Origin of the sequence: Vibrio xiamenensis (assembly GCF_900100015.1) — a bacterium.
GTDB classification, from domain to species: domain Bacteria; phylum Pseudomonadota; class Gammaproteobacteria; order Enterobacterales; family Vibrionaceae; genus Vibrio; species Vibrio xiamenensis.
The window spans coordinates 57,487-76,009 of sequence record NZ_FNDD01000012.1 but is presented as its reverse complement, the minus strand read 5'-3'; the positions used below and the strand labels follow the sequence as shown (position 1 = coordinate 76,009).

General features: G+C 47.3%; 15 protein-coding genes and 1 other annotated feature. Of the genes, 7 read left to right on the top strand and 8 right to left on the bottom strand.

Going from position 1 to position 18,523, the window contains the following annotated elements; translation table 11 throughout:
• The first annotated feature begins 19 nt into the window (after nt 1-19).
• The 3 genes from BLS03_RS11425 to BLS03_RS11415 all read left to right on the top strand — a co-directional run bounded on the left by BLS03_RS11425 (nt 20) and on the right by BLS03_RS11415 (nt 4,082).
• The gene (locus BLS03_RS11425) at nt 20-2,056 is read left to right on the top strand and encodes a sensor domain-containing protein (RefSeq protein WP_093273755.1); all 2,037 of its coding nucleotides are present in this window, start codon (nt 20-22) and stop codon (nt 2,054-2,056) included.
• A 112-nt stretch (nt 2,057-2,168) separates the two neighbouring features.
• Nucleotides 2,169-3,182 (top strand): ubiquinone anaerobic biosynthesis protein UbiU, encoded by a 1,014-nt coding sequence (gene ubiU, locus BLS03_RS11420; RefSeq protein WP_093273753.1) that lies wholly within the window; start codon nt 2,169-2,171, stop codon nt 3,180-3,182.
• A gap of 9 nt (nt 3,183-3,191) precedes the next feature.
• Nucleotides 3,192-4,082: a U32 family peptidase gene (locus BLS03_RS11415; protein ID WP_093273752.1), complete on the top strand. Its 891-nt coding sequence runs from the start codon at nt 3,192-3,194 to the stop codon at nt 4,080-4,082.
• 76 nt (nt 4,083-4,158) lie between these two features.
• On the opposite strand, the gene BLS03_RS11410 is transcribed toward BLS03_RS11415, so the two are convergent.
• From BLS03_RS11410 to rpsO, 5 genes are all read right to left on the bottom strand, one after another.
• Complete coding sequence (locus tag BLS03_RS11410) at nt 4,159-5,511, bottom strand: MATE family efflux transporter (RefSeq protein WP_093273750.1); 1,353 nt, start codon at nt 5,509-5,511, stop codon at nt 4,159-4,161.
• A 63-nt stretch (nt 5,512-5,574) separates the two neighbouring features.
• Nucleotides 5,575-5,997 carry a MarR family winged helix-turn-helix transcriptional regulator gene (locus BLS03_RS11405; RefSeq protein WP_093273748.1) on the bottom strand — a complete coding sequence of 141 codons (423 nt, stop codon included), beginning with the start codon at nt 5,995-5,997 and terminating at the stop codon, nt 5,575-5,577.
• A 156-nt stretch (nt 5,998-6,153) separates the two neighbouring features.
• The gene (gene nlpI / locus BLS03_RS11400; RefSeq protein ID WP_093273746.1) at nt 6,154-7,071 is read right to left on the bottom strand and encodes a lipoprotein NlpI; all 918 of its coding nucleotides are present in this window, start codon (nt 7,069-7,071) and stop codon (nt 6,154-6,156) included.
• A gap of 134 nt (nt 7,072-7,205) precedes the next feature.
• Nucleotides 7,206-9,341 (bottom strand): polyribonucleotide nucleotidyltransferase, encoded by a 2,136-nt coding sequence (gene pnp / locus BLS03_RS11395; protein WP_093273744.1) that lies wholly within the window; start codon nt 9,339-9,341, stop codon nt 7,206-7,208.
• A gap of 346 nt (nt 9,342-9,687) precedes the next feature.
• On the bottom strand, nt 9,688-9,957 hold the full coding sequence (gene rpsO / locus BLS03_RS11390; RefSeq protein ID WP_093273742.1) for a 30S ribosomal protein S15: 270 nt from the start codon (nt 9,955-9,957) through the stop codon (nt 9,688-9,690).
• Nucleotides 9,958-10,177: 220 nt separating this feature from the next.
• On the opposite strand from rpsO, the gene mtnN reads away from it, so the two are divergent.
• The 4 genes from mtnN (at nt 10,178) to BLS03_RS11370 (ending at nt 13,364) form a co-directional block, all read left to right on the top strand.
• Nucleotides 10,178-10,873, top strand: a complete 696-nt coding sequence (mtnN, locus tag BLS03_RS11385) for a 5'-methylthioadenosine/S-adenosylhomocysteine nucleosidase (RefSeq protein ID WP_093273740.1) — start codon at nt 10,178-10,180, stop codon at nt 10,871-10,873.
• Between the two features lie 14 nt (nt 10,874-10,887).
• Nucleotides 10,888-11,841, top strand: a complete 954-nt coding sequence (locus tag BLS03_RS11380) for a cobalamin biosynthesis family protein (protein ID WP_093273738.1) — start codon at nt 10,888-10,890, stop codon at nt 11,839-11,841.
• On the top strand, nt 11,842-12,675 hold the full coding sequence (gene btuF, locus BLS03_RS11375) for a vitamin B12 ABC transporter substrate-binding protein BtuF (protein ID WP_093273736.1): 834 nt from the start codon (nt 11,842-11,844) through the stop codon (nt 12,673-12,675).
• A 68-nt stretch (nt 12,676-12,743) separates the two neighbouring features.
• On the top strand, nt 12,744-13,364 hold the full coding sequence (locus tag BLS03_RS11370; RefSeq protein ID WP_093273734.1) for a TRIC cation channel family protein: 621 nt from the start codon (nt 12,744-12,746) through the stop codon (nt 13,362-13,364).
• Between the two features lie 64 nt (nt 13,365-13,428).
• On the opposite strand, the gene thrC is transcribed toward BLS03_RS11370, so the two are convergent.
• The 3 genes from thrC to thrA are packed head-to-tail and all read right to left on the bottom strand — an operon-like array spanning nt 13,429 to nt 18,138.
• Nucleotides 13,429-14,709 carry a threonine synthase gene (thrC, locus tag BLS03_RS11365; RefSeq protein WP_093273732.1) on the bottom strand — a complete coding sequence of 427 codons (1,281 nt, stop codon included), beginning with the start codon at nt 14,707-14,709 and terminating at the stop codon, nt 13,429-13,431.
• Nucleotides 14,706-15,662 (bottom strand): homoserine kinase, encoded by a 957-nt coding sequence (gene thrB, locus BLS03_RS11360; protein ID WP_093273730.1) that lies wholly within the window; start codon nt 15,660-15,662, stop codon nt 14,706-14,708. Before thrB ends, thrC begins: the two co-directional genes overlap by 4 nt.
• A gap of 16 nt (nt 15,663-15,678) precedes the next feature.
• Nucleotides 15,679-18,138 (bottom strand): bifunctional aspartate kinase/homoserine dehydrogenase I, encoded by a 2,460-nt coding sequence (gene thrA, locus BLS03_RS11355; RefSeq protein ID WP_093273728.1) that lies wholly within the window; start codon nt 18,136-18,138, stop codon nt 15,679-15,681.
• Between the two features lie 31 nt (nt 18,139-18,169).
• Nucleotides 18,170-18,287 (bottom strand) — a sequence feature (Thr leader region).
• Nucleotides 18,288-18,523 lie beyond the last annotated feature (236 nt).

The window sequence follows — 18,523 nt, the reverse complement described above, 5'->3', positions numbered from 1 at the left end:
GAGATCCGGTGAATCATTAATGCCTTCACAACAACTACTCAACTGGTTTGCTGAGCTCACAGCAAACAGCCCATTTTTCTTCGCCATTTTGGATGAGCAACATCAATATTCGATGGTCAATGAGCGCTACTGTGAAATAGCCGGATTAGTCGCGTCTGAAATGATCGGCATGACTGACAGTGATATTCTTGGCCCAAGCTTTTACCAGCATTTAAAGCCTTATTATCAAAGAGCTTTTCAAGGCGAATCTTTAGAAGCCGAGATCACTTTAGATGAGATTGATTTAGAAACTAGCCTGCATTTTAGCCTCACGCCAGTCACACAGGATGAGCGCATTACGCACATCGTATTTCACGCTATTGATACCACGGAAAAACATCTTCTGATTCGTTCACTCGAAGAATCTGAGGGTAAATTTAGTAAGTTAACGCACTTACTCAGCGAAGGCGTATTGCTGGTCGAAAATGACTGTATTATCTCGGCAAACCCTGCTTGCGCAAGGTTACTTGGCTTTCGTCAACCCGCCGAAATGCTGGGTGAAGAGCTCTCACGGCTATTTGTCGATGAGAAAACGAAGTCGCCTTTCGCCACTCCGCTGGTTAACCTACTCAGCGAACAGCCACTGAGCTGTTTGTCGAGTTCGCAATGTGGCTTTGAACGGCGCATTACCTTGTGCGCTCAACAAGCACTGCTCTTTGGCCAACAGTCACAGCAATTGGTGTTGGTTCAAGATGGTGATTTGATTACTAAATCCGCGCTATCCAGTGAAGATATTCATATCGACTCGCTGACTGGTGAGTTCAATCGCCTCGGTTTTACCAAACGACTTGAGCAGTTTATTCACAATAAAACGCCGCTGCTGCTGTTCTATTTAGACATTGATAACTTCAAGAATATCAATGACTCATTAGGTCACCACATCGGCGACCGGGTGATCAAAGAAGTGGCACAACGCCTTAAGCGATTATTGCCAAACTCTGCGGTTGTCGGCCATCTCGGTGGTGACGAATTTGGCTTAATTTTGCCAAATCCAGAGCACAGCCGTATGGCTGAGACCCTTTCAGAACGTATTATTTCGTCGATTAACCAACCTTTCGATCTGCACCACTTTAGCAAACGCCTAGCCTGTTCGATTGGCAGCGTGGCCTACCCCGAAGATGGCACTGATGCACGTATTTTGCTGCAAAATGCCGATACCGCCATGTACGAAGCCAAAGACCGTGGACGCAATCGTCTGATGAAGTTTAATGATCAGATGAACAAAGAAGCGCGTATGCGGTTATGGCTGGAAATTGAATTGCAAAAAGCGCTGCAGCAAAATGGCTTGGAAGTGTGGTATCAGCCCAAAGTCAACGCTCGCGATTTCAGTATTAACGGTGCAGAAGCCTTGGTGCGCTGGAAGCATCCGGTTGAGGGCTATATTAGCCCCGGAGCATTTATACCGGTGGCTGAGCGTGCCGGTTTAATTGAACATCTTGGCCGAGTGGTGATGCGCGATGTGTTTAATACCGTCAAACGTTGGCGCCTACAGGGGATTTTACCTGGCCGTGTAGCCATCAACCTGTCGCCCGAGCAATTTGGTAACCCGAAGCTGATTAACTACATGGAAAAGCTGCTGCGCAGCACCAATCTTAATCCTAGCGACATTACCTTTGAGCTGACTGAAAGCGCAGTGATGAGCGACAGTGAACACACATTGCAAATGCTCAATGCGATCAAAAAACTCGGGTTCTCACTCTCAATTGATGACTTCGGAACCGGCTATTCATCACTCTCGTATTTGGCACGCTTTCCGATCGATGAACTGAAAATCGACCGTGCTTTTATCGTTGGCATTGATACGCTACCAAAACAAATTACCGTAATTGAAAACATCATCAACTTAGGTAAATCGTTGGAGCTAAATGTGGTCGCAGAAGGCGTAGAAACGTCACAGCAAGCGACGCTGCTATCAAATTTGAATTGCCACTCTATCCAAGGCTTCCACTTTCACCGTCCGCAGCCCAAGCACGAAGTGGAAGAACTGTTTGCTCAAAACCGACGTCACAAAAATTAGCGATGAAAGGCATTTTCATCGCTTAACTGACCCAAACCTGCCTTATATCAAGTTTGCTTCAAAACTCAATTCTTAGAATGTGGGGCTATGTTGATGATCTTGAATGGAAACAATGGAACTTCTATGCCCTGCAGGCAACCTTCCTGCTTTAAAAACCGCCGTCGATTGCGGTGCCGATGCGGTGTATATCGGCTTTAAGGATGACACCAATGCGCGCCATTTTGCGGGCCTGAATTTCAGTGGCAAAAAACTGGATAAAGCGGTGCAATACGTCCGCGATCACGACAAAAAAATTCACGTCGCATTAAATACCTTTGCCCAGCCGCAACGCTTTTCTCGCTGGACTAACGCGGTCGATTTGGCTGCAGATATGGGCGTCGATGCGCTGATCATCGCCGATATTGGCTTACTGGAATACGCCTCTTCACGCTATCCAAATTTGGAATTACACCTCTCCGTCCAAGCCTCTGCGACTAACGTTGCCGCCATTGAATTCTACAAGCAAAACTTCAATGTCAAACGCGTGGTGCTACCGCGCGTGTTGTCTATTCATCAAGTAAAGCAACTGTCACGTAACATGGTTAGCGATGTCGAGTTAGAAGTGTTTGCTTTTGGCAGCTTATGCATTATGTCAGAAGGTCGCTGCTATTTGTCTTCGTATTTTACCGGAGAATCGCCGAATACCGTTGGCGCTTGCTCGCCGGCGAAATACGTTCGCTGGCAAGAAACCACAGACGGTTTAGAATCTCGCCTCAACAACATTTTGATCGACAAATACCAGCATGGTGAAAACGCGGGCTACCCAACCCTGTGTAAGGGGCGATTTATCGCTAATATCGACAATCAGTCTAAGCGCTATCACGCCCTAGAAGAGCCCACCAGCCTAAATACGCTATCACTGCTGCCCGAGCTATTTGCCGCCAATGTTGCTTCGGTCAAAATTGAAGGGCGACAACGCAGCCCGGCTTACGTAGAACAAGTGACTCGCACCTGGCGCGCGGCGATCGATCATTACCTCGCCTCGCCAGACAACTATCGCGTAGAACCGAGTTGGGATAACGCGCTCGCCAATGTGTCAGAAGGTACCCAAACCACGTTGGGCGCCTATCATAGAAAGTGGCAGTAAGGAGTCGTTATGTCATCGAAATTTAAATACTCACTAGGGCCGCTACTCTACTTCTGGCCAAAACAAAACGTCGAAGCGTTTTATCACCAAGCCGCGAATAGCCCAGCCGATATCATCTATCTTGGCGAATCGGTGTGCTCGAAACGTCGGGAACTCAAACATGGCGATTGGCTTGAGGTAGCCAAGTCTCTGGCGTTAAATGGCAAGCAAGTGGTGCTATCGACCATGGCGTTATTAGAAGCGCCAAGTGAGGTCAATATCCTCAAGAAATACATCGATAACGGCGATTTTGCGATTGAAGCCAATGATGTATCGGCGATTCAACTCGCCAGCGAGCACAAGGTGCCTTTTGTGGTTGGCCCGGCAGTGAACACTTACAACGCCCACACGCTTAAACTGTTTTTAAAACAAGGCATGATCCGCTGGTGTATGCCGGTTGAGCTATCAAAAGAATGGCTCAGTAACGTTCTAGTTCAGTGTCAAGAGCTCAATATTCGTGGTCAATTTGAAACCGAGGTGTTTAGCCACGGTTACTTACCACTGGCCTACTCGGCGCGCTGTTTTACCGCGCGGGCGGAAAATCGAGCCAAAGATGAGTGTGAAACCTGCTGCATCAAATACCCAACTGGGCTGCAAGTGGCGAGCCAAGAAGGCCAGCAAGTGTTTAATCTTAATGGTATTCAAACCCAATCAGGCTACTGCTACAACTTGATCAATGCTCTGCCAGAAATGAGTGATTTGGTTGATGTGGTGCGTTTAAGCCCGCTTGGCGATGAAACCTTTAGTCATCTCAGTCAGTTTATCGCCAATGAAGATGGCACTCATCCTGTCAAACTGCCCCATCATCAGTGTAACGGCTACTGGTATCAACTCGCAGGTTTAGAAACCAGCGTGAATTAAATTACAACCAGCGCCTGAAACTAAAAACGCCACGTTATCCGTGGCGTTTTTTGATATTTAAATGGCTATGTCGAAATTACTGAGCGTACGCGTTGCTTGTCGCAGGCGCAGCTAGCTGCGCTTTGATTTTCTTACGGTCAGCATAGAGCATCGCCAACACCACCAAAGCTAAGGTGACATTTGACAGCGGATACGCGAGCCAAATGCCGTCAACCCCCAACCATTTCGGTAATACATACAGAAATGGCAGTTGAATCAGCATATTACCTACAATAACAAACATGGCTTTGCCACCACGATTCGTGGCTTGGTAATAGGCGCCGGCAATCACGATAAAGCCGTCCAGAAACAGTGCCCACACGTGCAGATGAATGCCATGAGTGGTACTGCGAATCAACTCGTCATCACTATGGTTAAAGATGGCAATCACTTGCTGCGGAAAGCTGTTTAACAACAGTACAAAGACGATTCCGAGAGTAATTGTGGTCACCAAACTGATGTTGAGTAGCGTTAAAATATTGGCCGGCTTTTTCGCGCCATGATTAAAACTCACCAATGGCTGCATACCGTTTGCGACGCCTTCAACCGCAAGGTAATAAACCGTGACGACATAGCCAATGATGGTGTATGCGCCAATTAGCAAGGCACTGTCATACTCCACAAACAGATAGTTATGTAACCCGACCATCATTGAGCCATACGCATACATAAAAAAGCTCGAAGTCCCAATCGAAAAAATTCGCGGAATACCTCGCCAATCGACCTGCCAGTGACGCAGCGTTAGACGTAGCTGTGCTCGCGGCGAGAAAAAATACCCAACACAACCCAGCATCACCACCATCTGCGCAATCCCGGTTGCCAGAGCAGCGCCGATTAATTGCCAATCCAATAGCACGATAAACACATAATCGAGCACAATGTTGGTCACCGCGCCAACAATCATCATCACAGTCGCAAAATTCGGGCTGTTATCGTTACGTACCAAAAATGGCATCGCGATTGAGCCAAGCGTAAAGATACAGGTCACAATCAGCACATCTAAGTACTGTTTGCCCATCTCGAACACGCCGCCTTGCGCGCCTTGCCAAGCAAGAAACGTATCGTTATAACGCCACAAACTCAGTGCCACCAATGGCGTGACGATCACCAACAGCGACAATCCGGTGGTTAACTCACTTTTGGCCTGCGCCATTTGTCCTTCACCTTGACGCAAAGAAACTAACGCACCCGTACCAACGCCAATTAACATACCAAGCCCCAGTACCGCACTGATGACAGGCCAGGCGACGTTAATGCCCGCTAAACCATCGGCGCCGAGATATCGACCAATAAAAATCCCATCTACGACCTGATAGAGGCCATTGACTAGCATGGCGGCTAAGGTCGGAATGGTATAGCGCCAAAATTGCTTATAAATAGATGGATTCATATCACTACCCACAACTCACACTTGGCTCATTTAATTAGCCAAGCTAACTAAGTGAGCGAAAAATTATATTTCAGAGCGACTTAACGCTTTCTCCAGAAGCGCGTTAAGCTGCCCTGTCTCTATTTCGGTTAATCCTTTCACGACTTGCTGTGCCAAAATTTGATACACCTTGGTTTCATAATCCATATATTCAAGAGCGAGCGGCGTTAACATCACGCGCTTTACTCTTGCGTCTTCTGGGCTAGCGCAGCGCACTACGAGCCCTTTGCGAACTAACCGTGTCACCATATTTGAAGCGGACGGTTTCGTCACTTCCATCTCTGCGGCTAAATCGGTTAAACGAATCGGCTCATTCGCCAACTGTACAACTTTCAAATAATCGTACTCGTTAAAACTCAGTTGCGAGATGGGATCTTCTTTACTGTTTTTACGCCACACTTTGGAAGCGAAGCGTTCTAACTGCTCTAAGCTGTTTTCTAAACTCATGAGTCACTGATTTAGTTAGCAAGGCTAATTATTTTAAGCTTAGGCATTGGGTTTCGCAACTAGAGAACATAAAAAAGCCGCTACTCAATGCAGCGGCTAAGTGTCTATTGGTTTTTACAGACGATTGTTTTGTACAGTCTATTGGGGTTTTACAAGCTATTGTTGCTCGCTGTTATCATCACCTTGTTGCTGCTTCTGCTCATCACGCACGGTGTGATAGATACGGCTTAATTCAAGCAAGGCATAACGATGCTCCACGTACTCGTAAACGTTAAATGACAGCACGAGCTTATACAATGACAGCGCTTGCGCGTAGTCACCCTCTTGCTGATAGCGTTTAGCTAAGTAGAAATAGGCTTCGGTTAAGCGCTGAGCCAATAAGGTGTTGTCACGAGTGCCTTGCAAAATTGCGTTGAACACTTGGTCATCATTGACATCATGTAACGTGATGGCAACCAATAACCAGCCCCACTGATCATCACGCTCTTGGTAGCTTTGCTCAAGCTCGGCTCTCGCCTGCTTTGGATCTTGCTCAGATTTGATGATGTACAACCACAATGAACGAAATGGGTCTGAAGGATCTTCTTCGTAGTGTTTGGTGATGTCCTCAATCGCTAAGTGAATACGATCGCCGTAATACAGCGCCACGGCGCGATTACGCGCGGCATAACTGTTTTGAGGATCAAGCTCTAATGCAGAATCAAAGGAGTCATAAGCCGCATCAAATTCACCCACTTGGGTGTAGTACACGCCAAGCAAGTTATACAGCTCAGGCTGAGCTGGTTCCAAAGACAGCGACTGATCGTAGTCAAGGCGTGCTAAATCTTTTAGTCCGACGCTATCGTAGTAGCTACCACGTTCATAAAACATTTTGGCTCGAACTTGGTCTGAAAGATCCGCTCTTTGCAGCAACTGAGTTAAACGAGCAATTTGAACTTCCTGTTGAATGCCAGCCTGCAAAGGCACAGCCATCGGCGGGTATAGCCATTGCGGTTCGTCATTACCAGTGATAGAGGCACAGCCAGAAACGACTAACAGCGATAAGCTAATTGCAGCGGTATGAAACCATTTCACAAATATATACTCCTGTTGCTGACCTCCCGTCAGCGTTTTATCTGCATCAAAAAAGGGAGCGATGGGCTCCCTTTATAACATGCTTTTACGTTTACAGGGTAAAAACCCTGCTTTTCGTCATAAAAGCGCGGTGTTTATTCCGCTTCTGGTGCAGCGTTGTCTTGCGCAGCTTCTTCAGCAGGCTTTTCTACCGCTTCTTTCATACTTAGACGTACACGGTTCTGACGGTCGATTTCAAGTACTTTAACTTGAACTTCTTGACCTTCAGTTAGGTAGTCAGACACTTTCTCAACACGCTTGTCTGCGATTTGAGAAATGTGAACCAAACCATCTTTACCTGGAAGGATAGTAACGAAAGCACCAAAGTCAGCAAGACGCGCAACTTTACCAGTGTAGATACGACCCACTTCCACTTCTGCAGTGATCTCTTCGATACGACGAATCGCTTCTTTCGCTGCCGAACCTTCAGTTGCTGCAATCTTGATAGTACCGTCGTCTTCGATTTCGATAGTGGTTCCGGTTTCTTCAGTCAGTGCGCGGATAACCGCACCGCCTTTGCCGATAACGTCTTTGATCTTGTCTGCGCTGATCTTCATAGTATGAATACGCGGAGCAAATTCAGAGATATCATCACGAGCGCCAGAGATCGCTTGATCCATCACAGAAAGAATGTGCTTACGTGCGCCTTGAGCTTGGTTAAGCGCAATTTGCATGATTTCTTTAGTGATACCTTCGATCTTGATGTCCATTTGCAGTGCAGTTACGCCAGTTGCTGTACCCGCTACTTTAAAGTCCATGTCACCTAGGTGGTCTTCGTCACCAAGGATGTCAGAAAGAACCACGAAGTCTTCGCCTTCTTTCACAAGACCCATTGCGATACCCGCAACAGACGCTTTGATTGGCACACCAGCGTCCATAAGCGCTAGAGAAGTACCACATACAGAAGCCATTGAAGATGAACCGTTAGATTCAGTGATTTCAGATACAACGCGAACTGTGTATGGGAACTCATCTGCAGAAGGCATAACCGCAGCAATACCGCGCTTCGCCAATTTACCGTGGCCGATTTCACGACGTTTTGGTGAACCAACAAAGCCAGTTTCACCCACACAGTATGGAGGGAAGTTGTAGTGCAATAGGAAGTGGTCTTTACGCTCACCAGTTAGCTCATCAATGATTTGTGCATCACGTTGAGTACCTAGAGTCGCAGTAACCAATGCCTGAGTTTCACCACGAGTGAACAGTGCGCTACCGTGAGTACGTGGAAGTACACCAGTACGAACGTCAAGTGCACGAACCATGTCTTTTTCACGGCCATCGATACGTGGGTTGCCAGCGATGATGCTACGACGAACCACTGTTTTTTCTAGGTCGTGGAAAATAGTGTGAACTTCTTTAAGGTTCAGCTCTTCGTCTTCCGCTAGTAGACGCTCGTTAACTTCGTCGCTGATTTGATGGATACGGTCATAACGCGCCATCTTTTCAGTGATTTGGTAAGCTTCAACCAATTTCGCTTCAGCAAGCTCAGCGATTTTTGCTTTAAGCTCAGTGTTTTCAGCAGGCGCAGTCCAATCCCAAGCTGGAGTTGCAACTTCAGCAGCAAACTCGTTGATCGCTTTAATCGCAGCTTGTTGTTGGTCGTGACCAAATACCACTGCAGATAGCATTTCTTCTTCAGTTAGGTTGTCTGCTTCAGATTCAACCATCAGTACCGCAGATTCAGTACCAGCAACCACTAGGTCAAGTTTAGATGACGCAAGTTCAGTGTTGCTTGGGTTCAGCACAAGTTGACCATCGATATGACCAACGCGCGCAGCACCGATAGGACCGTTAAACGGAATACCAGAAATAGCTAGAGCCGCTGAAGTACCGATCATAGTAACGATATCAGGTTGAACGTCTGGGTTTACAGAAACCACAGTTGCGATAACTTGAACTTCGTTTTTGAATGCATCAGGGAATAGTGGGCGAATCGGACGGTCAATAAGACGAGCGATCAAAGTTTCGCCTTCAGAAGGACGACCTTCACGCTTGAAGAAGCCACCAGGGATTTTACCTGCCGCGTAAGTACGCTCTTGGTAGTTTACGGTTAGTGGGAAGAAGTCTTGACCTTCTACCGCTTCTTTTTTACCAACGACAGAAACAAACACTGCGGTGTCATCCATAGTGACCATAACTGCTGCTGTTGCTTGACGTGCGATAACACCCGTTTCAAGAGTAACCGTGTGGTTACCATACTGGAACGTTTTAACAACTGGTTTTTCGAACATGTTGATTCCTTGCTCTGAGTATTGTGCTCAGATTATGTAAGTTTTGCTCTCACACATTACGAATCGCGACTAGTAAAAACGCGCTGAGTTCTCGATGAGAAAAACATCCGCAAACACGCTTTGAATAGCCGCGACCGTTTGGTCGACTTGGTTGACTGTAATGTAGTGAGTATTGAACGCGAATCCTTTGCGAGGAATTCGCCGTGCGTAGTATATACCCGGTTGCTACAAGATGCTAATTTCAGGCGGCAAAGCTTAGGCATATAACACTAGACGAGTAAATAATAGCCAACAAAAAAGGGGCATAAAGCCCCTTTTTTAACAAACTGTACTATGCAGCCACTGATTAGCGACGTAGGCCTAGACGTTTGATTAGGTCGTGGTAACGATCTAGATCTTTACCTTTAAGGTAGTCTAGAAGCTTACGACGGCTAGAAACCATGCGTAGTAGACCACGACGGCTGTGGTGATCGCCTTTGTGAGCTTTGAAGTGACCTTGTAGATGGTTGATAGAAGCAGTCAGTAGAGCTACTTGTACTTCTGGTGAACCAGTATCGCCTTCAGCGCGCGCGTATTCAGCAACGATTGCTGCTTTAGTTTCTGCATTCAGAGACATAATTCTCTCCTAAAGAGTTAAGTTTATCGTTGTGCCAGCCAATCTCTGATTCAGCCGACACGCGAGCCGCGAATTATAGGAGAATCGAATCACTATCGCAACTGCTATTTCGCGCCCAAATTGAGCGCTAAAGCCAAGAGATTTTTCGCAAAATCGTGGCCGATGAAAAATTCATGATACACTTTTCGCTATCGATAGTTATGCCCACAAGAGAACCTATATGAAAATCGGCATTATTGGCGCGATGGAACAAGAAGTCGCCATTCTAAAAGACGCACTACAACAGCTTCAAGAGACACGCATCGGCGGCAGTACTTTCTATACTGGCGAGCTGAATGGCAAGCAAATCGTATTGCTACAATCCGGAATTGGTAAAGTCGCGGCGGCCGTTGGCACTGCGCTTCTTATTCAACAATTTCAGCCAGATGTCGTTATCAACACTGGCTCTGCTGGTGGTTTTGATGCAACGCTTAACCTAGGTGATGTAGTCATCTCAACCGAAGTACGTCATCACGATGCTGATGTTACTGCATTTGGTTATGAAATGGGCCAAATGGCTGGCCAACCTGCCGCTTTTGCTGCCGATGAAAAACTGATTCAAACCGCAGAACAAGCACTCGCAGAAATCGGCGACAAACACGCGGTACGTGGTCTGATTTGTACCGGCGATGCTTTTGTCTGCCGTCCTGATCAACAAGCCTTTATTCGCCAACACTTCCCAAACGTGATTGCGGTTGAGATGGAAGCGTCTGCCATTGCGCAAACCTGTCATCAGTTCAATATGCCATTTGTGGTGGTTCGCGCTATCTCTGATGTGGCAGATAAACAATCGCCAATGAGCTTTGAAGAGTTTTTGCCACTTGCTGCGCAAAGTTCTTCGGAAATGGTGTTCAAAATGGTGGATATCCTCGGCTAACTTTAGGCGTTTAGATGAACGATTTTTTTCACCATATTTATGCCAACGGTGCGCTCCTCGTCATGTGGGGCGCTCTTATTATCCACACTCTACTGCCGCTGCCCCGCGAAGCTCATCCCGCCACGCTGTGGCACAAATTTGCCGAGCAGCTCGCGAATAAAGTCAATAACAACAGCAGCTACACACAACGTCAGCTTTCTGGCACTTTAGCGATGCTACTGATGATGCTGCCTTTATTGGCGGTTTTGATTGCCCTCAAACCTTTGGTGTGGAAACCGGAACTGTTTAATTTGGCGCTGCTGCTGCTTGCTATCGATTGGCGCAACACCGACAAATTCACCTTTCAATTTACCCACGCCCTGGCGCAACAACACAAACCGCACGCCAAGCAACTCATTACCCCGTGGCTCAACCGCGAAACTCAAGCGTTATCCCCCCTTGGGCTAGGAAAAGCAGGCGCAGAGACATTGATCATGGGCTACGGCCGCAATGTCATCGGCGTGCTATTTTGGTACGGTGTCGGCGGCGGCATTGGCGCGATAAGCTACCGATTGCTGGTCGAACTCGCGCGCGCTTGGTCTCCTTCACGCAGCCGTTTTTTACCGTTTGGTTTAGCGGTAATAAAAGTGCTCGCTGTAATGGATTACCTCCCATTAAAACTGTATGCTCTGATGATTAGCCTGGGCCATCGCACCAGCAACATTTGGCATGCAATCCGCCAACAATCAAGCTCTTGGCCACTCCCCGGCCCGGCTTGGTTATTGATATCGGTCGGCAGCAAACTGGAGCTGTCGCTAGGCGGACCCGCAATTTACGATGACAAAAAAACCGTTCGCGCCAAACTTGGCGGACGTATTGCACCGTCGGCAATTCATCTCGCACAAGTGAGACGCTTACTGATTTGGCGAGCGGCAATCTGGGTCGTAATTCAAAGCCTTGTGATGGGATTAATTTATCAAGGAGTGTGAATGCAAAAACACCTAACGGCCTTCATTTTATTTTTGAGCTGCTTGAGTTCAGCGGTATGGGCGCAACAACCTGTTAAACGAATCATCAGCCTCGCTCCTCACGCGACAGAACTGGCATTTGCCGCTGGTTTAGGCGATAAAATTGTTGCTGTTAGTGATCACAGTGATTACCCTCCTGCTGCGCAAAAACTCGAAGCGGTTTCCAGTTATCAGGGCATCAACATCGAGCGAATCATCGCGCTGCAACCAGATTTGATCATCGCTTGGCCGGCCGGAAATCCAATCCGCGAGCTGGAAAAACTCAAACAATTTGGCCTTAGCATTTACTACACCCAAACCGATTCACTTGAAGACATTGCCGAAAACATCGAGCAACTTAGCCAGTACGCCGATGATCCGACTATCGGCCATCAAGCCGCCAGCGACTTTCGCATTAAACTTAACGAGCTCAAGAAAAAATACGCCACCGACGACAAAGTAAAATATTTCTATCAATTGGCGGAAAAACCCGTCATCACGTTGGCAAAAGGCAAATGGCCAAGTGAAGTATTTGAATTTTGTGGTGGTGAGAATATTTTTGCCGATAGCTCAGCTCCCTATCCAAAAGTGGGCATTGAACAAGTGATTCTTCGTGACCCAGAGGTTATCTTCACTTCCGAACACGCAATCAAAAACGGCACCATGTGGCAGTCTTGGCAAAAGCAGCTTACTGCCGTCAAAAACGGTTACGTTTGGTCGCTCAATTCAGATTGGATTAACCGCCCGACCCCACGCACCCTCAACGCCATTACCGAAGTGTGCGAACACTTCAAAAAGGTACGAGAAAATCGCTAACACTTAAGTATGATTTTGCGTACAATCCGCCACATTAAAGGTCTATACGCAACGGCATACTTACTTTTATGGATTCAACACTTCTTTATCTGATCGACTTATTCGGCACCGCTATTTTCGCCATATCAGGAGTGCTGTTAGCGGGGCGAATCAAAATGGATCCATTTGGCGTAATCGTATTAGGCAGCGTCACTGCGATTGGCGGTGGGACGATTCGAGATATGTCGCTAGGCGCAATGCCCGTATTTTGGGTAACCGACAATAATTATTTGTGGGTGATACTCGTCACCTGCGTACTAACCATGCTGGTGGTCAGACGGCCAAAACGTATTGCTTGGTGGGTTTTACCCGTGTGCGATGCGATTGGTTTGGCGGTGTTTGTCGGCATTGGTGTAGAAAAAGCCATGAACTACCAAAGCTCACCTCTCGTGGCCATTATCATGGGCGTAATCACCGGTTGCGGCGGCGGCATCATTCGCGACGTCCTCGCGCGTGAAGTTCCGATGGTGTTACGAAGTGAAGTGTATGCAACAGCCTGTATTATTGGCGGTATTTTCCATACCAGTGCGTTGGCGCTGGGTTACAGCACCTCAAGCGCGTTTCTTTCCGGAGTGCTTTCGACGCTAGTGATACGCCTGGGCGCTATTCGTTGGCACCTATCTCTACCAACCTTTGCGCTCAATCGCTAACTTAGAAGACGTAAAAAAAGGTCGCTCGAGGCGACCTTTTTATTTTTAACTGACCAAACTTCGCTTACTGCACTTGATAAAGTACCGCTTTTAGCGCTTCAAAATCGTTATTCAGATCTTGAGACAAAAGCTCCATCGCCGCATGTTTGGCAAGCGGGGCTGGCAATTCGATGTTCTCACCCAGAATGTCATCCACCACTTCTTTAAATTTCGCCGGATGGGCCGTACACAAAAACAGGCCGGTTTCGCCTGCTTGCAGTTGCTCATCCAAAACACGATAAGCAATCGCACCGTGTGGCTCACACAAATAGCCTAGTTCAAACAGCTCTTTAACCGATTGCGCGCTTTGCTCATCGCTGACCGCGCCTTTGCCTAGCGTTTCTAAGCCCCAATCTTTAATGCGGCACAGTTCTTCAATGCGCGGCCAGTTATTCGGCTGGCTCACATCCATCGCATTGGATGTGGTTGCCACTGTTGGCTTGGGATCCCATTTACCGGTTTCTAGGTAACGTGGCACCGTATCGTTGGCATTGGTCGCCGCGATAAAACGTTTTACTGGTAAACCGAGCGCTTTAGCAAGTAGGCCTGCGGTTAAGTTACCAAAGTTGCCGCTTGGTACTGAAATCACCAAGTTTTCACGCTCTTGTTTGCTCAATTGCGCTGCGGCTTCAAAGTAGTAACAAATCTGCGCCATTAAGCGGCTGATATTGATTGAGTTAGCCGAGTTTAGACCAACATCTTGGCGTAATTGAGCATCATCAAACGCTTGCTTCACTAGTGCTTGGCAAGCATCAAAATCGCCATCCACTGCAACCGTGTGGATATTTTTGCCCAGCGTACAGAACAGCTTTTCTTGCAGTGGGCTGATCTTGCCTTTCGGATACAGGATCACCACGTTGATGTCTTGCATACCGTAGAAAGCGTGCGCGACAGCCGCACCGGTATCACCTGAGGTTGCAGTCAGAATAGTGATTTTTCCACCATTCGATACCGCCGCCAAAGATTGCGCCATAAAACGGCCGCCAAAGTCTTTAAACGCCAGAGTTGGACCGTGGAACAACTCTAACGCGTAGACACCATCTTTGACTTTATTTAGAGGCGCTGGAAACTGAAAAGCAGCCTCAACTAGCGTACTGACTTGCTCTTTACTCAGTTCATCGCCAATCAAAGCAGAAAGAATTTTGCTGCTGCGGCTGACAAAATCTTCGTCAAGCAGCGCATCGATATCGTCAAAACTTGGCAGAGACGATGGAAAAAATAGCCCTTGATTGCGGCCTAACCCTTGGCGCACGGCTTGGCCAAAGGAAACTTGTTCATCATTTTCTTTTATATTGTAAAGCTTCATAGCTTACTTCCCGTTACTTTTGAGCCCTGTTTGTCGAGGCGACAAATGTGGACAAATCCTTCTTGATTTTGGACATAGTTATTTTCAAGCCAGTTGGCAACACGCTCGGCGACATCTTTCTGCCTACAGATACTAAACAGCGTTGGGCCACTACCAGAAATTCCGGTAGCCAGCGCACCAGCAGAAGCAGCGTACTCGCGTGCTTTGGCAAAACCTGGCAGCAGTTTTTCACGATATGGCTCAGCGATGACATCTTTGATCATCTTGGCGGCTAATTCATCTTGTTTTGAGTGACAAGCGTGAATAAAACCGCCCAAATGACGACCATGAGCAATGATATCTTGGCGACGATACTGAGATGGCAAAATCGCACGCGCTTCAGCAGTCGAAACCTTGATGCCCGGATAAGCCATCACCCAGTACCAATCATCAAAGCAAGGGACTTCTTGGCTAATGATACCAAGCTCTTCAAGCATCAATTGCAAGCCACCGAGATAACATGGCGCCACGTTATCGTAATGCACACCACCTGAGATCTGGCCTTCCATTTCGCCCATCAGAGCCAAAAGCTCCATTTCAGAAAGTGGTTGACCATGAAAACGGTTTAATGCATCTAAAGCGGCAACAATAGAACAAGCGCTCGAACCTAACCCAGAACCAATCGGCATATTTTTTTCAAGCGTCATGGCTAAAGGCTTAAGCTCAACAGACTTCTTTTTTAGCTCGCGAGCAAAGACTTGCCAGCAGTCGTAAACAATATTCTCTTTCGGATTGTCGGGCAATTTTGCAACAAAACTTCCTGCGGTTGCCAAACTGAATGGCTCATTCGATGCCTTCACTTCAACGCGATCGCCCAGCAAAGTGCCATCGACTGGCGAAACGGCTGCGCCTAAAACATCAAAGCCAACACTGACGTTACCAATTGATGCTGGAGCATACACCACTACATCCATATCACTACTCATTCAATTAAACCCCTAATTTCCAACCCAGAGTTCGCATTACATCGGAGAACACGCCCGCTGCGGTTACTTCCGTCCCTGCTCCGTAACCACGTAATACCAATGGAATTGGATTGTAGTAGCGGCTGTAAAATGCCAGCGCGTTCTCGCCATCTTTGATCTTAAACATTGGGTCATTTTCATCGACCGAAGCAATGCTCACTCGGCATTTTCCATCGGCGATTTCACCCACATAGCGCAGCACTTTGCCCTCATCTTTGGCTTTGGCGACCAAGTCACTAAAGTAAGCATCAGCTTGTGGTAGACGAGCCATAAATTCTTCAATGCTACCGGAATCATCAAAACTTGGCGGCAGTGCTTGATCGACAATCACATCCTCCAACTCCAGAGCGATACCCGCTTCACGAGCCAGAATCAATAGTTTGCGCGCTACATCCATACCCGAGAGATCATCACGAGGATCCGGCTCAGTAAAGCCGTTGTCTTTCGCGATGTTGGTTGCTTGGCTCAGCGTCATACCTTCATCCAATTTACCGAAGATAAACGACAGTGAACCAGACAAAATGCCGCTAAAACGCTCCAGCTCATCACCTGCAGAAATGAGGTTTTGCAAGTTTTCGATGACTGGCAAACCAGCACCTACCGTTGTTTCATACATCAACTTACGACGCGAACGGCGCGCAACTTCACGCAACTGATGGTAGTAAGCCATGCTCGCGGTATTGGCTTTCTTGTTTGGTGTTACAACGTGGAAACCGGCGGATAAGAAATCAGTGTACTGGTTAGCAATCACGTCACTGGCCGTACAGTCCACCAGCACAGGGTTAATAATGTGATTACGTTGTACCAGCGCAATTAAGCGCGCGAGGCTAAACTCTTCGGTTGCACCCGCCATGCGATCGCGCCAATGCTCTAGAGGTAAACCCTCGCTATCGAGCAGCAGACCTTTACTGTTTGCTAAACCACAAACACGAATCACGATGCCTTTCTCAGACAACTTAAGCTGCTGACGCTGAATTTGGTCAACAAGCTCACCACCAACACCACCAATGCCAATGACGAACACATCGATAAAGTGCTTAGAGTTAAATAGATTGACGTGACATGCTTTGATCGCTTCTGAGACTTTATCTTCTGGAATGACCGCTGAGATTGCGCGCTCAGATGAGCCCTGAGCAATCGCAACGATATTGACGTTCACTTCCGCCAACGCAGAGAAGAAACGCGAAGCAACACCACGAGACGTACGCATACCGTCACCGACTAGCGTAACAATCGCCACATCATCGATGAAATCAACAGGCTCAAGTAAGCCGTCTTTCAATTCAAGTTCAAAGGAATCCGACAGTGCACGTTGAGCGCGGGCTTTATCGGCCGCTTCAATACAGAAACTGATGCTGTATTCAGAAGAAGATTGCGTAATAAGAACAATCGAAACGCCTGCCGCCGACATTGAGCCGAACACGCGACTTGCCATGCCAACCATGCCTTTCATGCCTGGGCCAGACACGTTCACCATGGTCAAATCACTTAGCGTGGTGATACCTTTGATTGCCAGTTTATCTTCACCAGTGTCCTGACCAATCAAAGTACCCGCGCCTTGGGGATTAAAGCTGTTTTTGATCAAACATGGAATTTGGAATTGGGCAATCGGTGCGATGGTTTTGGGATGCAGAACCGAGGCGCCAAAGTAAGAAAGTTCCATCGCTTCCTGATAGCTCAATGACTTCAATAAGCGTGCGTCTTCAACGAGGCGTGGGTCGCAGTTGTAGACACCGTCGACGTCAGTCCAGATTTCGCAGCAATCCGCGCGTAAACATGCGGCCAGCACTGCTGCCGAGTAGTCAGAGCCATTACGGCCAAGGGTGACCAATTCGCCTTTTTCATTACCCGCTGTGAAGCCTGGCATGATATTGACGTGACCTTCTGGAAGAGGGTTGTGACGGAAGTTCTGAGTAGAGAGGTCGACATCGACCATCGCTTCAAGGTGTGGGCCTTTCGCAAGTAAGTATTTAACCGGGTCAATCAAATGCGCTGGTTGGCCGTTGGCTTCTAGGACCGCTTTCATCAACTCAATCGATACGCGTTCACCTTTACTGATGATTCGAGCGTTAACGTTGTCTGGGCACATACCCAATAAGCTAATTCCGTGCACGAACTGACGTAAAGTCAGCATCGATGTCTGTACTTGCTGCTGAAAAGCGCTGCCATCGATACTTGGCAATGTTTTTTTAATCGCTTGAAACAGTTCGCGAAATGACTCTTCTAACTCTTTAATTTGTAATTCTGCTTCGCCATTTCGCATCGCGCATTCGATAATCGCAACCAACTTGTTGGTTGTCTTACCCGGCGCCGATAGAACGACGGCTACTTCTTCCTGCTGGGCGTTATTGGCGATGATATCCGCCGCCCGTAAAAAACGGTCTGCATCAGCCAGTGAAGAACCACCAAACTTTAATACTCGCATCCCTTCCTCTCCGAATTATAAAAAACTGGTATAAAAAAAGGCCTGTATCTGTTGGGATACAGGCCTTTTTTTAATTTCTTTTACTTAGCAGCCTGCCCCAACAATGGTGATGTCGGTAATAATAATGGTTGTGGTCATTACGTTCAGGCGGCTAAATTTCATCTTTAAGCTGTGTGTTGTGTTTGCTTAACCCTACGTTTACCTTATTTAAAGCAGCGGCGTCAACGAAAACTTTGTATTTTTTAAGCTTACTCTACCTATTTCTTATTTAAATCGATAACTTATAAACTTTTCAGCGATAAATGACACCTCTATCAACAACCAAAGCGCGAATAAATTTTCATCGTTAACCCTCAACAAGCTCAAATTTTATGCTTTAATTAAC

Coding starts and splice junctions, on each gene's coding strand:
- BLS03_RS11410 (WP_093273750.1), bottom strand. CDS start 5,511: ATGAATCCATCTATTTATAAGCAATTTTGGCGCTATACCATTCCGACC.
- thrB (WP_093273730.1), bottom strand. CDS start 15,662: ATGGATGTAGTGGTGTATGCTCCAGCATCAATTGGTAACGTCAGTGTT.
- thrA (WP_093273728.1), bottom strand. CDS start 18,138: ATGCGAGTATTAAAGTTTGGTGGTTCTTCACTGGCTGATGCAGACCGT.
- ubiU (WP_093273753.1), top strand. CDS start 2,169: ATGGAACTTCTATGCCCTGCAGGCAACCTTCCTGCTTTAAAAACCGCC.
- mtnN (WP_093273740.1), top strand. CDS start 10,178: ATGAAAATCGGCATTATTGGCGCGATGGAACAAGAAGTCGCCATTCTA.
- BLS03_RS11380 (WP_093273738.1), top strand. CDS start 10,888: ATGAACGATTTTTTTCACCATATTTATGCCAACGGTGCGCTCCTCGTC.
- pnp (WP_093273744.1), bottom strand. CDS start 9,341: ATGTTCGAAAAACCAGTTGTTAAAACGTTCCAGTATGGTAACCACACG.
- btuF (WP_093273736.1), top strand. CDS start 11,842: ATGCAAAAACACCTAACGGCCTTCATTTTATTTTTGAGCTGCTTGAGT.
- BLS03_RS11425 (WP_093273755.1), top strand. CDS start 20: ATGCCTTCACAACAACTACTCAACTGGTTTGCTGAGCTCACAGCAAAC.
- thrC (WP_093273732.1), bottom strand. CDS start 14,709: ATGAAGCTTTACAATATAAAAGAAAATGATGAACAAGTTTCCTTTGGC.
- rpsO (WP_093273742.1), bottom strand. CDS start 9,957: ATGTCTCTGAATGCAGAAACTAAAGCAGCAATCGTTGCTGAATACGCG.
- BLS03_RS11370 (WP_093273734.1), top strand. CDS start 12,744: ATGGATTCAACACTTCTTTATCTGATCGACTTATTCGGCACCGCTATT.
- BLS03_RS11405 (WP_093273748.1), bottom strand. CDS start 5,997: ATGAGTTTAGAAAACAGCTTAGAGCAGTTAGAACGCTTCGCTTCCAAA.
- BLS03_RS11415 (WP_093273752.1), top strand. CDS start 3,192: ATGTCATCGAAATTTAAATACTCACTAGGGCCGCTACTCTACTTCTGG.